At 60.1% G+C, this 13,937-nt stretch carries 11 protein-coding genes; 8 read left to right on the top strand and 3 right to left on the bottom strand.

Features of this window, described 5'->3' with window-relative positions; genetic code table 11:
• Positions 1-33 precede the first annotated feature (33 nt).
• From ACV8MC_RS02395 to hisC, 5 genes are all read left to right on the top strand, one after another.
• Positions 34-273 carry a BolA family protein gene (locus ACV8MC_RS02395; RefSeq protein WP_016771670.1) on the top strand — a complete coding sequence of 80 codons (240 nt, stop codon included), beginning with the start codon at positions 34-36 and terminating at the stop codon, positions 271-273.
• A gap of 22 nt (positions 274-295) precedes the next feature.
• Positions 296-1,561, top strand: a complete 1,266-nt coding sequence (murA, locus tag ACV8MC_RS02390) for a UDP-N-acetylglucosamine 1-carboxyvinyltransferase (protein WP_016771669.1) — start codon at positions 296-298, stop codon at positions 1,559-1,561.
• A 128-nt stretch (positions 1,562-1,689) separates the two neighbouring features.
• Positions 1,690-2,325 (top strand): ATP phosphoribosyltransferase, encoded by a 636-nt coding sequence (gene hisG / locus ACV8MC_RS02385; RefSeq protein ID WP_016771668.1) that lies wholly within the window; start codon positions 1,690-1,692, stop codon positions 2,323-2,325.
• 126 nt (positions 2,326-2,451) lie between these two features.
• Positions 2,452-3,789 (top strand): histidinol dehydrogenase, encoded by a 1,338-nt coding sequence (gene hisD, locus ACV8MC_RS02380; RefSeq protein WP_041477986.1) that lies wholly within the window; start codon positions 2,452-2,454, stop codon positions 3,787-3,789.
• Positions 3,790-3,792: 3 nt separating this feature from the next.
• Positions 3,793-4,845, top strand: coding sequence for a histidinol-phosphate transaminase (gene hisC, locus ACV8MC_RS02375; RefSeq protein WP_457264356.1), 1,053 nt, complete (start codon positions 3,793-3,795; stop codon positions 4,843-4,845).
• Positions 4,846-5,822: 977 nt separating this feature from the next.
• On the opposite strand, the gene ACV8MC_RS02370 is transcribed toward hisC, so the two are convergent.
• From ACV8MC_RS02370 to algW, 3 genes are all read right to left on the bottom strand, one after another.
• Complete coding sequence (locus tag ACV8MC_RS02370; protein ID WP_457264354.1) at positions 5,823-6,542, bottom strand: DUF4198 domain-containing protein; 720 nt, start codon at positions 6,540-6,542, stop codon at positions 5,823-5,825.
• A gap of 12 nt (positions 6,543-6,554) precedes the next feature.
• On the bottom strand, positions 6,555-8,660 hold the full coding sequence (locus ACV8MC_RS02365) for a TonB-dependent siderophore receptor (RefSeq protein ID WP_457264352.1): 2,106 nt from the start codon (positions 8,658-8,660) through the stop codon (positions 6,555-6,557).
• An 88-nt stretch (positions 8,661-8,748) separates the two neighbouring features.
• On the bottom strand, positions 8,749-9,906 hold the full coding sequence (algW, locus tag ACV8MC_RS02360; RefSeq protein ID WP_016770590.1) for a Do family serine endopeptidase AlgW: 1,158 nt from the start codon (positions 9,904-9,906) through the stop codon (positions 8,749-8,751).
• Positions 9,907-10,010: 104 nt separating this feature from the next.
• Between algW and ACV8MC_RS02355 the strand changes: the two genes are divergently transcribed.
• The 3 genes from ACV8MC_RS02355 (at position 10,011) to cysN (ending at position 13,844) form a co-directional block, all read left to right on the top strand.
• Positions 10,011-10,769 carry a Nif3-like dinuclear metal center hexameric protein gene (locus ACV8MC_RS02355; RefSeq protein ID WP_024011629.1) on the top strand — a complete coding sequence of 253 codons (759 nt, stop codon included), beginning with the start codon at positions 10,011-10,013 and terminating at the stop codon, positions 10,767-10,769.
• 249 nt (positions 10,770-11,018) lie between these two features.
• Positions 11,019-11,936, top strand: coding sequence for a sulfate adenylyltransferase subunit CysD (gene cysD / locus ACV8MC_RS02350; protein WP_016771664.1), 918 nt, complete (start codon positions 11,019-11,021; stop codon positions 11,934-11,936).
• Between the two features lie 9 nt (positions 11,937-11,945).
• Positions 11,946-13,844 (top strand): sulfate adenylyltransferase subunit CysN, encoded by a 1,899-nt coding sequence (gene cysN / locus ACV8MC_RS02345; RefSeq protein WP_323621674.1) that lies wholly within the window; start codon positions 11,946-11,948, stop codon positions 13,842-13,844.
• Positions 13,845-13,937: the final 93 nt, after the last annotated feature.

Raw genomic sequence — 13,937 nt, 5'->3', positions numbered from 1 at the left:
CCCGTGCGCACAGGGCGCCGATTGAGGTTGAGCATGCAGGCCGTAGAAGTGAAGAGCTTCCTTGAAGGAAAGCTGCCAGGAACGCTGGTAGAAGTTGAAGGCGAAGGCTGCAACTTCCAGCTGAACGTGATTAGCGATGAACTGGCGGCGTTGAGCCCGGTGAAGCGTCAGCAGCAGGTCTATGCCCATTTGAACCCATGGATCACCGATGGCAGCATCCATGCGGTCACTATGAAATTTTTCAGCCGCGCGGCCTGGGCCGAGCGCACCTGAGCCCTAGGGCGTCGAGATACTAATGGATAAATTGATTATTACCGGTGGCGCTCGTCTTGATGGCGAGATCCGCATTTCCGGCGCGAAGAACTCCGCCCTGCCGATTCTGGCCGCGACCTTGCTGTGCGATGGCCCGGTCACCGTTGGCAACCTGCCGCACCTGCACGACATCACCACCATGATCGAGCTGTTCGGGCGCATGGGCATTGAGCCGGTAATCGACGAGAAGCTCAGCGTCGAAATCGACCCGCGCACCATCAAGACCCTGATCGCGCCGTACGAACTGGTGAAAACCATGCGTGCGTCGATCCTTGTGCTCGGCCCGATGGTCGCGCGTTTCGGTGAAGCCGAAGTCGCACTGCCTGGCGGTTGCGCCATCGGTTCGCGTCCGGTCGACCTGCACATCCGCGGTCTGGAAGCCATGGGCGCGGTCATCGACGTCGAAGGCGGCTACATCAAGGCCAAGGCACCTGAAGGTGGTTTGCGCGGCGCGCACTTCTTCTTCGACACCGTCAGCGTGACCGGTACCGAGAACATCATGATGGCCGCTGCACTGGCCAAAGGCCGCAGCGTGTTGCAGAACGCCGCGCGCGAACCTGAAGTGGTCGACCTGGCGAACTTCCTCAATGCCATGGGCGCCAAGGTTTCCGGCGCCGGCACCGACACCATCACCATCGATGGCGTCGAGCGTCTGGGTTCGGCGTTCTACAAGGTCATGCCTGACCGTATCGAAACCGGCACCTATCTGGTCGCTGCTGCCGTGACCGGTGGCCGCGTGAAGGTCAAGGACACCGATCCGACCATTCTCGAAGCGGTGCTGGAAAAGCTGCGTGAAGCCGGTGCGGAAATCACCTGCGGTGAAGACTGGATCGAGCTGAACATGCACGGCAAGCGCCCGAAGGCGGTCAACGTGCGCACCGCGCCGTACCCGGCGTTCCCGACTGACATGCAGGCGCAGTTCATCTCGCTCAATGCCATTGCCGAAGGCACTGGTGCGGTGATCGAGACGATCTTCGAAAACCGCTTCATGCACGTGTACGAGCTGCACCGCATGGGCGCGCATATCCAGGTTGAAGGCAACACTGCCATCGTCACCGGTATCGAGAAGCTCAAGGGCGCGCCAGTCATGGCCACCGACCTGCGCGCATCGGCCAGTCTGGTGATCTCGGCGCTGGTTGCCGAAGGCGACACGCTGATCGACCGCATCTACCACATAGACCGTGGTTACGAGTGCATCGAAGAAAAACTGCAAATGCTGGGTGCCAAGATCCGTCGCGTTCCGGGCTGATCGCTGCATCGGGACACAGGGACGTGTCCGCTGAATTCGTTTCGAGTCGAGGGTGTACGCACCCTCGATGTGTGTCCGGCGCCGATTGCGACCGGGCATGAGTACCTTGATAAGGACTGACGTTTCCCATGTTGACCATCGCACTGTCCAAGGGCCGCATCCTTGACGACACCCTGCCGCTTCTCGCTGAAGCGGGCATCGTGCCGACCGAGAATCCGGACAAGAGCCGCAAGCTGATCATTCCCACGACCCAGGACGACGTGCGTCTGCTGATCGTGCGTGCCACCGACGTGCCGACCTATGTCGAGCATGGCGCGGCCGACCTCGGCGTTGCCGGTAAGGACGTGCTGATGGAATACAGCGGCCAGGGCCTGTATGAGCCGCTGGACCTGCAGATCGCCCAGTGCAAGCTGATGACCGCCGGCAAGATCGGCGCGGCCGAGCCCAAGGGCCGTCTGCGCGTGGCGACCAAGTTCGTTAACGTTGCCAAGCGTTATTACGCCGAGCAGGGCCGTCAGGTCGACATCATCAAGCTGTACGGCTCGATGGAACTGGCGCCGCTGATCGGGCTGGCCGACAAGATCATCGACGTGGTCGACACCGGTAACACCCTGCGCGCCAACGGCCTGGAGCCACAGGAACTGATCGCCACGATCAGCTCGCGTCTGGTGGTCAACAAGGCTTCAATGAAAATGCAGCACGCCCGAATCCAGGCGTTGATCGACACCCTGCGCAACGCAGTGGAATCGCGACACCGCGGCTGATCTACCAGCGCGGCCCGAGGCCGCGCCGTCTATCCGCCTCATAGCCAGAATTCTCAGGTGCCCAAGCGGATCGAATGCTAGTTTCGGGCGCCTGAGTTTTTTGCCAATTCCTATGAGGCTCTCGCTATGACCGCACCGACTGCAATTCGCCGACTCAACGCTGCTGACCCGGATTTCGCGCATCATCTGGATCATCTGCTGAGCTGGGAAAGTGTGTCTGACGACTCGGTCAATCAGCGCGTACTGGACATCATCAAGGCTGTGCGCGAGCGCGGTGACGCGGCGCTGGTCGAGTTCACCCAGAAGTTCGACGGCCTCGAAGTCGCCTCGATGGCCGACCTGATCCTGCCGCGCGAGCGTCTCGAACTGGCCCTGACCCGCATCACCGTGCCGCAACGCGAGGCCTTGGAAAAAGCCGCCGCTCGCGTGCGCAGTTATCACGAAAAACAGAAGCAGGATTCCTGGAGCTACACCGAGGCTGACGGCACGGTGCTCGGCCAGAAAGTCACGCCACTGGATCGCGCAGGCCTTTACGTGCCGGGCGGCAAGGCCTCGTATCCGTCGTCGGTATTGATGAACGCGATTCCGGCCAAGGTCGCCGGCGTGACCGAAGTGGTCATGGTCGTGCCGACCCCGCGCGGTGAAATCAACGAGCTGGTGCTGGCCGCTGCCTGCATCGCCGGTGTCGACCGCGTGTTCACCATCGGCGGCGCGCAAGCAGTTGCCGCACTGGCGTACGGCACCGAAAGCGTGCCGCGTGTCGACAAGGTTGTCGGCCCGGGCAATATCTATGTCGCCACCGCCAAGCGCCATGTGTTCGGTCAGGTCGGCATCGACATGATTGCCGGCCCTTCGGAAATTCTTGTGGTCTGCGACGGCCAGACCGATCCGGACTGGATCGCCATGGACCTTTTCTCCCAGGCCGAGCACGACGAAGACGCGCAAGCGATTCTGGTCAGCCCCGATGCCGAGTTCCTCGACAAGGTAGCCGCGAGCATCGACAAACTGCTGCCGACCATGGACCGCGCGACCATCATCGAAACTTCGATCAATGGCCGTGGTGCGCTGATCCAGGTCACTGACATGGCCCAGGCCATCGAAGTCGCCAATCGTATCGCCCCGGAACACCTGGAGTTGTCGGTCGCCGATCCACAAGCCTGGTTGCCGCAGATTCGTCACGCCGGTGCGATCTTCATGGGCCGCCACACTTCCGAAGCGTTGGGCGATTACTGCGCCGGTCCGAACCACGTGTTGCCGACTTCCGGCACCGCGCGGTTCTCCTCGCCGCTTGGCGTCTACGACTTCCAGAAGCGCTCGTCGATCATCTTCTGCTCCGAGGCCGGCGCTTCCGAACTGGGCAAAACTGCATCGGTACTGGCCCGTGGTGAATCGCTGAGCGCCCACGCGCGCAGCGCCGAATACCGCATCAAAGACCAAGACTTTCTGAAAGGGCAGGGGAACTGAGCGATGAGTAAATTCTGGAGCCCGTTCGTCAAGGATCTGGTGCCCTACGTGCCGGGCGAACAGCCGAAGCTGACCAAACTGGTCAAGCTCAATACCAACGAAAATCCGTATGGCCCGTCGCCAAAAGCGCTGGCGGCGATGCAAGCCGAACTCAACGACAACTTGCGCCTGTATCCGGACCCGAACAGTGATCTGCTGAAAAACGCCGTGGCCGAATATTACGGCGTGCAAACCAGTCAGGTGTTCCTTGGCAACGGTTCGGACGAAGTGCTCGCGCACATCTTCCACGGTCTGCTGCAACACGATCAGCCGCTGCTGTTCCCGGACATCAGCTACAGCTTCTATCCGGTCTACTGCGGTCTGTACGGCATTGAATTCGATGCGGTGCCACTGGATGCGCAATTCCAGATCAACCCGGCCGACTACGCCAAACCGAATGGCGGGATCATTTTCCCCAACCCGAACGCCCCGACCGGATGCCTGCTGGCGCTGGACGCCGTCGAGCAAATCCTCAAGGCCAGTCCAGATTCGGTTGTAGTCGTGGATGAGGCGTACATCGACTTCGGTGGCGAGACGGCGATCAATCTGGTGGATCGCTATCCGAACCTGCTGGTGACGCAGACGCTGTCCAAGTCACGCTCGCTGGCCGGCCTGCGTGTCGGTCTGGCGGTAGGGCACCCGGATCTGATCGAGGCGTTGGAGCGGATCAAGAACAGCTTCAACTCCTATCCACTGGATCGTCTGGCGATTGTCGGCGCGGCGGCGGCTTTCGAAGATCGCGAGTATTTCGACAAGACCTGTCGTCAGGTGATCGAGAGCCGCGAATGGGTGGTGGCGCAGTTGCAGGCTAAAGGCTTTGAAGTGCTGCCGTCGGCGGCCAACTTCATCTTCGCTCGCCACCCGCAGCATGATGCGGCGGGCATGGCGGCCAAGCTGCGCGAGCAGGGCGTGATCGTGCGGCACTTCAAGCAGGAACGGATTGCGCAGTTCTTGCGGATATCGGTGGGTACGCCGGAGCAGAATCAGGCGTTGATCGACGGCCTTGGCGACCTCTAAAAGCAAAAGCCCCTCACCCTAGCCCTCTCCCAGAGGGAGAGGGGACTGAATGGGGAATATTGCAGAGGTTCACCGACTTGAACGATTTGTATTGAATCCATAATCAACTCGGTTTTCAGGTCGATGTATCCCGCAAGACAACTCGGTCGGCCCCCTCTCCCAGAGGGAGAGGGGACTGAACGGGGAATATTGCAGAGGTTCACCGACTTGAACGATTTGTATTGAATCCATAATCAACTCGGTCTTTCAGGTCGATGTATCCCGCAAGACAACTCGGTCGGCCCCCTCTCCCAGAGGGAGAGGGGACTGAATGGGGAATATTGCAGAGGTTCACCGACTTGAACGATTTGTATTGAATCCATAATCAACTCGGTCTTTCAGGTCGATGTATCCCGCAAGACAACTCGGTCGGCCCCCTCTCCCAGAGTGAGAGGGGACTGAATGGGAATATTGCAGAGGTTCACCGACTTGAACGATTTGTATTGAATCCATAATCAACTCGGTCTTTCAGGTCGATGTATCCCGCAAGACAACTCGGTCGGCCCCCTCTCCCAGAGGGAGAGGGGACTGAACGGGGAATATTGCAGAGGTTCACCGACTTGAACGATTTGTATTGAATCCATAATCAACTCGGTCTTTCAGGTCGATGTATCCCGCAAGACAACTCGGTCGGCCCCCTCTCCCAGAGGGAGAGGGGACTGAATGGGGAATATTGCAGAGGTTCACCGACTTGAACGATTTGTATTGAATCCATAATCAACTCGGTCTTTCAGGTCGATGTATCCCGCAAGACAACTCGGTCGGCCCCCTCTCCCAGAGGGAGAGGGGGCTGAATGGGGAATATTGCAGAGGTTCACCGACTTGAACGATTTGTATTGAATCCATAATCAACTCGGTCTTTCAGGTCGATGTATCCCGCAAGACAACTCGGTCGGCTCCCTCTCCCGCCGGGAGAGGGCTGGGGTGAGGGTGTGCTTTTATTCGTGATGCGGCTCGCCAAGGAACGTCAGTGAACTGAACAACCCACGACTGTCCACATCCACACTGTCCTTCACCGGCACTTCAACCTGCGCCGCAATCACATTCAACCCTTCATTACGCACCAGCACCTGCGCACGCCCGTCCTTGTCGGTCTCGGTGCTCAGGGTGTTTGGCGCGCTGCGATAGTCGCCATATAACTTCACACCTGCCGCCGGTTTGCCATCGAGCAGCACCCGCACCGGTAACGATTTGCCCGGCCCGACCGTCAGCGGATCGACCTCCGGCAGGATCAGCAGTTTGATCTGGTCCAGTTTCGGCAATTTCGCCCCCGGCTGATAGATCGACAGGCTGTACTTGAAGGTCTGCGTGGCCTCGGTGGCGCCGGGCACTTTGCTGCGTCCCTCGTTGATCCACTTCTTGTCCGCCGTCTGCGACCACATGCCATTGTTCAGCGCCACGGCCATCAGCGCCGGCGGCTTCAATGGTTTCAAACGGGCATGATCGGCCAGGCGCTCGACGCTGACCGGGATCATTTTGCCGCTTGCGTCATAAGCCCAGGCACCGCTGACTTTTTGTGCCTTGAAGGCGTTGTCTTCGGCGCCGTGACCGTAGACCACCTCGATGTTGCCGCGTCGTTCCTCTGTCCACAGGCCGTGGGCCGACACTTGGCCGGTGAATAGCGCAGCGATGAGCAGAAGGGATTTGCCGTAGTGCATGATGACGTCCTTTTACAGGTTGAGTGTCAGGCTGACGGTGAAATTGCGCGGCTCGCCGGGGTTGACCCAGTAGTTGCTGTAGGAGCGCTCGTAATATTTCTCGTCGAAGATGTTGTTCAGGTTCAGGCCGACCGTGACGTTGTCGCTGGCCTTGTAATGTGCGAGCAAGTCGACGGTCTGGTAGGCCGGCAATTCGAAGTCGCTGCCGGATTCGCCCGAGCGATCGCCGACGTAGGTGAACGCTGCGCCGACGTCTGAACCGCGCAGACGGCCATCCTGAAATTCATACACACCCAGCAGACTGCCGCTGCGTTTCGCCACGCCGAGGATGCGGCTGCCGGTAGGAATGGTCGCGTCGCCCTTGGTCACCTCGGCGTCGATGTAGGCGAAGGCGCCGATGACCCGCACCGCGTCGGTCACCTGGCCGCTCACTTGCCAATCGAAGCCCTGACTGCGCGCCTTGCCCATCGCGCGGCTGGTGTCAGTGCCCGGATCAAGGGCGAGGACGTTTTCCTTGTCGATGTGGAAGAAGGCGAGGGTGCTGCTCACCCGCTCATCGAAGAGTTCGTTCTTGATCCCCACTTCGTAACCGACACCTTCTTCCGGGTCGAAGGATTTGCCCGATGCATCCAGGCCGTTGTTCGGTTTGAACGAAGTCGAGGCGTTGGCGAACAGGCCGGTATTAGGCGTGAGCTGATAGAGCAGGCCGGCGCGTTGAGTCAGCGCGTCGTGGCGTTGCTGACTTTTGGCGTTGCGGCTGTGATCGTCGATGCGCTGATCGAAGTGCTCGAAGCGCGCGCCGAGCATGCCGCGCAGCTTGTCGGTGAAGATGATCTGGTCCTGCAGATTCAGCGCATGACTTTCGACGTGTTCGAAGAAGTCGGTGCCCGAGCGTGCGCCGTTGGGTTTCGGCTGGCCGTAGACCGGCTTATAGATGTCGATGGCGTAGGGGCCGCCAGCAATGGTGGTGACGCGTTCGTCCTTGCGGTAATTCTCGTACTCGGTGCCGATCAGCAATTCATGCTGCCACGGCCCGAGGTCGAACAGACCGCGCAGTTCCAGTTGGGTGATGCTGTCGTGCCAACTCGTGTCGCGTTCGCGCAAGCGGCGGTTGACCGTATGGCCGTCGGCGTTCAGCGCGCGTTGTTCCGTGGCGTCGCCCCAGAGCTTGCCTTCCTTGTAGTGGCTGGCCAGACGCAGTTTCCAGCTGTCGTTCAGATGGTGTTCAAGAGTGGCCTGGAGCAGGTTGTTGTGGTTGTCGATGTTGCCGTCGTTGGGCTCGCCCAAGAACGTCGAGCGCGATACGCCGCTCCATTTGTTGTTCGGCGCCACAACGCCACGATCGAACGTCGAGTTGTGACGGACGATTTCGCTCTCCACCAGCAGCGATGTGTCCGGGCTCAACTGCCGACTGATCGAGGGCGCAACGAAGACCCGCTGGCTGTCGACGTGGTCGCGAAAGCTGTTGTTGTCTTCTACGGCGAGGTTGATGCGCGAGAGCAAATCGCCCTGATCATCGAGGGGCGTGTTGACGTCCAGCGCGGTGCGGTAGCGGTCCCAACTGCCGGCGCTGGTTTGCACAGTGGTGAACGCTTCGGGCTGCGGTTTCTTGGTGACGATGTTCACCGTACCGCCGGGATCGCCCCGGCCGTACAGGCTGGCGGCCGGGCCTTTGAGCACTTCGATGCGCTCGATGTTGGCCGCATCTGGCGTGCTCGGGTAGCCGCGATTGGCGCTGAAACCGTCCTTGTAGAACTCGGACGTGGTGAAGCCGCGCACGCTGTATTCGTACAGGGTCAGGCCGCCGAAGTTGTTCTGCTTCGATACGCCGCCAGCAAAATCCAGCGCACGTTCGACGCTGCTGCTGCCCAGATCCGAGAGCACGCTGGCCGGGACCACGCTGATGGCTTGTGGGATATCGCGTATCGCCGTGTCGGTTTTGGTCGCACTGGCCGAGCGAGTCGCGCGATAACCGCTGACCGGGCCGGTGGGTGATTCGTAGTCGGAGGTGACGCTGATGGCTTCCAGCTCAACGGGCTGCGGCTCATCGGCGAAGGCGGGATCGCAGAGCAAACCCAGAGTCAGGCCCAACAGTGAGGCCTTTTTGCGAGACGACATGTTATGTTGTTCCAATTGCTAGAATTGAAACAATATAACATGCCCGTTGAGAATGTCTGTTATTCGCGCCGCTGGCGCGAAAACATTTTTACTCTTCTTTTTCTTTCACCGGTGCCGGTGGTGGACGCAGGCCGATTTCAGCCGTCAGCTTCAGTTCCTTGCCGTTGCGCATGACCTGAATTGTCACCTTGTCGGTCGGTTTGATCCGCGCCACCTGGTTCATCGAGCGGCGACCATCGCCGGCGGGCTCGCCATCGATGCTCAGAATCACATCGCCCAGTTGCAGGCCGGCTTTCTGCGCCGGGCCGTCACGGAAGATTCCGGCGACGACGATCCCAGGGCGCCCGGACAAGCCAAACGACTCCGCCAGTTCCTGAGTCAGCGGTTGCACTTCGATGCCCAGCCAGCCACGAATCACCTGGCCGTGCTCGATAATCGACTTCATCACTTCCATCGCCAGTTTCACCGGAATGGCAAAGCCGATGCCTTGCGAGCCGCCGGACTTGGAAAAGATCGCCGTGTTGATTCCGGTGAGGTTGCCGTTGGCATCGACCAGCGCACCGCCGGAGTTGCCCGGGTTGATCGCCGCATCGGTCTGGATGAAGTCTTCGTAGTTGTTCAGGCCCAACTGATTGCGGCCGGTGGCGCTGATGATGCCCATGGTCACGGTCTGACCGACGCCGAACGGGTTGCCGATAGCGAGCGCGACGTCACCGATGCGAATGCTGTCGGAGCGGCCGACGGTGATTGCCGGGAGGTTTTTCAGGTCGATCTTCAGGACAGCCAGGTCAGTCTCAGGATCGCTGCCAATCACCCGTGCGAGTGTTTCGCGACCGTCCTTCAATGCCACGACAATCTGGTCGGCGCCGCTGGTGACGTGGTTGTTGGTGAGGATGTAGCCTTCCGGGCTCATGATCACCCCGGAACCGAGGCTCGATTCCATGCGCTTCTGTTTCGGCGAGTTGTCACCGAAGAAACGGCGGAACTGCGGATCCTCGAACAAGGGATGCGCCGGTTTGTTGATGACCTTGGTGGTGTACAGGTTGACCACCGACGGCGCGGCGATGCCCACCGCATCCGCATAGGACACCGGCCCCTGTTGCACGATGGTGGTCTGTGGCGCCTGTTGCAGATTGACATCGAGGCTCGGCAGCCCGACCCACTCGGGGTAACGCTGAATAATCAACAGAGCGATAAGCACACCGGCCAACAGCGGCCAGCCAAAAAAACGCAGCGCCTTGAGCATTAAGCACGTTCCTGGAAAGGTTGCAGGCGAGGTCAGACCGCCCATAATGTCGCGCATTATACGAGGCCGCGCGCGCCTCTGAACGGGATATTTAGGAGTCTTTCATGGCCGTTGCCCTCAGCACCCTCGTCGAAGAAGCCGACCGTTACCTGGGCAGTGCGAAAATTGCCGATTATTGCCCCAACGGATTACAGGTCGAAGGCCGCCCGCAGGTGATGCGCATCGTCAGTGGCGTCACCGCCAGCCAGGCGTTGCTCGATGCCGCCGTCGAGGCCGAGGCCGACCTGATCCTGGTCCACCACGGGTATTTCTGGAAAGGCGAAAACCCCTGCGTCACCGGCATGAAACAGCGCCGCTTGAAAACCTTGCTCAAGCACGACATCAGTCTGCTCGCTTATCACCTGCCGCTGGATCTGCACCCGGACGTTGGCAACAACGTGCAACTGGCGCGTCAGCTCGACATCACTGTTGAAGGGCCGTTGGACCCGAGCAACCCGAAAGTCGTCGGGCTGGTCGGTTCGCTGAATGAGCCGATGACTGCGCGGGATTTCGCGCGCAAGGTGCAAGAAGTCATGGGCCGCGAGCCGCTGCTGATCGAAGGCAGCGGCATGATCCGCCGCGTCGGCTGGTGCACTGGCGGCGGCCAGGGTTATATCGATCAGGGCGTGGCGGCGGGGGTCGATCTGTTCATCAGTGGCGAGGCCTCCGAGCAGACTTTCCACAGTGCCAGGGAAAACGACATCAGCTTCATTGCCGCCGGCCATCACGCCACCGAACGCTATGGCGTGCAGGCGCTGGGCGAGTATCTGGCGAAGCGCTTTGCCCTTGAGCACATCTTCATCGATTGCCCCAACCCGATCTGAGCTCACCGCAAACTCCTGTGGGAGCGAGCCTGCTCGCGAAGGCGTCAGACCTTCAATACAAAGGTGCCTGACACTCCGCCTTCGCGAGCAGGCTCGCTCCCACGTTCGGCCCTGACGGCCGAACTGGTGGGCATATTCATATACCCTTTCGATCTAGTTGGCGTCCTGATTAGAAGAGGTCGCTGTGCTAGGATTCCTCGCTCGAACACGGCCCGCTGGCCGTTCATAAGAAAGCTTTCGTGAGTAGCCATGGTCGACAAACTGACGCATCTGAAACAGCTGGAGGCGGAAAGCATCCACATCATCCGCGAGGTGGCCGCCGAGTTCGATAACCCGGTGATGCTGTACTCCATCGGTAAAGACTCCGCCGTGATGCTGCACCTGGCACGCAAGGCGTTCTTCCCGGGCAAACTGCCGTTTCCGGTGATGCACGTCGACACCCGCTGGAAATTCCAGGAAATGTACAAGTTCCGCGACAAGATGGTCGAAGACTTGGGCCTGGACCTGATTACCCACATCAACCCCGATGGCGTGGCGCAGAACATCAACCCGTTCACCCACGGCAGCGCCAAGCACACCGACATCATGAAAACCGAAGGCCTGAAACAGGCACTCGACAAGCATGGTTTCGACGCAGCGTTCGGCGGCGCCCGTCGCGATGAAGAGAAATCCCGCGCCAAAGAGCGCGTGTACTCGTTCCGTGACAGCAAGCACCGCTGGGACCCGAAAAACCAGCGTCCGGAGCTGTGGAACGTCTACAACGGCAAGGTCAACAAGGGCGAATCCATTCGTGTGTTCCCGTTGTCGAACTGGACCGAGCTGGACATCTGGCAGTACATCTATCTCGAAGGCATTCCGATTGTGCCCCTGTACTTCGCCGCCGAACGCGAAGTGATCGAGAAGAACGGCACGCTGATCATGATCGACGACGAGCGCATCCTCGAGCACCTGTCCGATGAAGACAAAGCGCGCATCGTGAAAAAGAAAGTGCGGTTCCGCACCCTTGGCTGCTACCCGTTGACGGGCGCGGTGGAGTCCGAGGCCGAAAGCCTGACGGACATCATTCAGGAAATGCTCCTGACGCGAACTTCCGAGCGCCAGGGCCGGGTCATCGACCACGATGGCGCAGGCTCGATGGAAGACAAAAAACGTCAAGGCTATTTCTAAGGGGCTGTCATGTCGCATGTTTCTGATTTGATCAGCGAGGACATCCTCGCCTACCTGGGCCAGCACGAACGTAAAGAGCTGCTGCGCTTTTTGACCTGCGGTAACGTCGATGACGGCAAGAGCACCCTGATCGGGCGCCTGCTGCACGACTCGAAGATGATCTACGAAGATCACCTCGAAGCGATCACCCGCGATTCGAAGAAAGTCGGCACCACCGGTGACGACATCGACCTGGCATTGCTGGTCGACGGTCTGCAGGCCGAGCGTGAGCAGGGCATCACCATTGATGTCGCTTACCGCTATTTCTCCACCGCCAAGCGCAAATTCATCATCGCCGACACCCCCGGCCATGAGCAGTACACCCGCAACATGGCCACCGGTGCGTCCACCTGTGACCTGGCGATCATTCTGGTCGACGCCCGTTACGGCGTGCAGACCCAGACCCGTCGTCACAGCTTCATTGCTTCGTTGCTGGGCATCAAACACATCGTCGTTGCCATCAACAAGATGGACTTGAAGGACTTCAACGAAGGCGTGTTCGAGTCGATCAAGGCCGACTACCTGAAGTTCGCCGAAGGCTTGAAGATGAAGCCGACCAGCATGCACTTCGTGCCGATGTCTGCCCTTAAAGGCGACAACGTGGTGAACAAGTCCGAGCGCTCGCCGTGGTACACCGGCCAGTCGCTGATGGAAATTCTCGAGACAGTGGAAGTGGCGGGCGATCGCAACTTCACCGATCTGCGTTTCCCGGTGCAGTACGTCAACCGTCCGAACCTGAATTTCCGTGGTTTCGCCGGCACCCTGGCCAGCGGCATCGTGCACAAGGGCGACGAAGTCGTGGTGCTGCCGTCGGGCAAGAGCAGCCGGGTGAAATCCATCGTCACCTTCGAAGGTGAACTGGAGCACGCAGGTCCCGGTCAGGCGGTAACCCTGACCATGGAAGACGAAATCGATATCTCCCGTGGCGACCTGTTGGTGCATGCCGACAACGTGCCGCCGGTCACCGACAGCTTCGAAGCGATGCTGGTGTGGATGGCTGAAGAGCCGATGCTGCCGGGCAAGAAATACGACATCAAACGCGCCACCAGTTACGTGCCGGGCTCCATCGCCAGCATCGTCAACAAGGTCGACGTGAACACATTGGAAGAAGGCCCGGCGAGCGCGTTGCAGCTCAACGAAATCGGCAAGGTAAAGATCGCGCTCGACGCGCCGATCGCCCTCGACGGTTACGAAAGCAACCGCACCACCGGCGCGTTCATCGTCATCGATCGCCTGACCAACGGCACCGTTGGCGCCGGCATGATCGTCGCTCAGCCAGTGGCCCATGGCACCGCCACCCACCACGGCAAACTGGCCCACGTGGCGACCGAAGAACGTGCCCAGCGCTTCGGCCAGCAACCGGCCACCGTGCTGTTCAGCGGCCTGTCCGGCGCGGGTAAAAGCACCCTGGCGTATGCGGTCGAGCGCAAGCTGTTCGACATGGGCCGCGCGGTGTTTGTACTGGATGGCCAGAACCTGCGTCATGACTTGAACAAAGGTCTGCCACAGGATCGCGCCGGGCGTACCGAGAACTGGCGTCGAGCCGCCCACGTGGCGCGTCAGTTCAACGAAGCGGGGCTGCTGACCCTGGCCGCGTTCGTCGCGCCAAGTGCCGAAGGTCGCGAGCAGGCCAAGGAACTGATCGGCAAGGATCGCTTGCTGACGGTCTACGTGCAGGCCTCGCCGACCGTGTGCGCCGAGCGTGATCCGCAAGGGCTGTACGCTGCTGGCGGCGACAATATCCCGGGCGAATCCTTCCCGTACGACGTGCCGCTCAACGCCGACCTGGTGATCGACACGCAGTCGCTGAGTCTGGAAGAAAGCGTCAAGCAAGTGCTGGAGCTGTTGCGGCAGCGTGGCGCGATTTAAGCGTTAGCCATCAATGAAAAGCCCGCCGGTGAGTGATCATCGGCGGGCTTTTTAGTGTTGGGTGATCCTTCCCACGCTCCGCGTGGGAATGCC

The organism is Pseudomonas sp. PK-RTE-24 (genome assembly GCF_054052265.1).
This window is presented reverse-complemented; position numbering and strand designations above follow the sequence as displayed.

Bases quoted from the DNA above. Each gene is read 5' to 3' on its own strand.
- ACV8MC_RS02395 (WP_016771670.1), top strand. From the start codon at position 34: ATGCAGGCCGTAGAAGTGAAGAGCTTCCTTGAAGGAAAGCTGCCAGGA.
- murA (WP_016771669.1), top strand. From the start codon at position 296: ATGGATAAATTGATTATTACCGGTGGCGCTCGTCTTGATGGCGAGATC.
- hisG (WP_016771668.1), top strand. From the start codon at position 1,690: ATGTTGACCATCGCACTGTCCAAGGGCCGCATCCTTGACGACACCCTG.
- hisD (WP_041477986.1), top strand. From the start codon at position 2,452: ATGACCGCACCGACTGCAATTCGCCGACTCAACGCTGCTGACCCGGAT.
- hisC (WP_457264356.1), top strand. From the start codon at position 3,793: ATGAGTAAATTCTGGAGCCCGTTCGTCAAGGATCTGGTGCCCTACGTG.
- ACV8MC_RS02370 (WP_457264354.1), bottom strand. From the start codon at position 6,542: ATGCACTACGGCAAATCCCTTCTGCTCATCGCTGCGCTATTCACCGGC.
- ACV8MC_RS02365 (WP_457264352.1), bottom strand. From the start codon at position 8,660: ATGTCGTCTCGCAAAAAGGCCTCACTGTTGGGCCTGACTCTGGGTTTG.
- algW (WP_016770590.1), bottom strand. From the start codon at position 9,906: ATGCTCAAGGCGCTGCGTTTTTTTGGCTGGCCGCTGTTGGCCGGTGTG.
- ACV8MC_RS02355 (WP_024011629.1), top strand. From the start codon at position 10,011: ATGGCCGTTGCCCTCAGCACCCTCGTCGAAGAAGCCGACCGTTACCTG.
- cysD (WP_016771664.1), top strand. From the start codon at position 11,019: ATGGTCGACAAACTGACGCATCTGAAACAGCTGGAGGCGGAAAGCATC.
- cysN (WP_323621674.1), top strand. From the start codon at position 11,946: ATGTCGCATGTTTCTGATTTGATCAGCGAGGACATCCTCGCCTACCTG.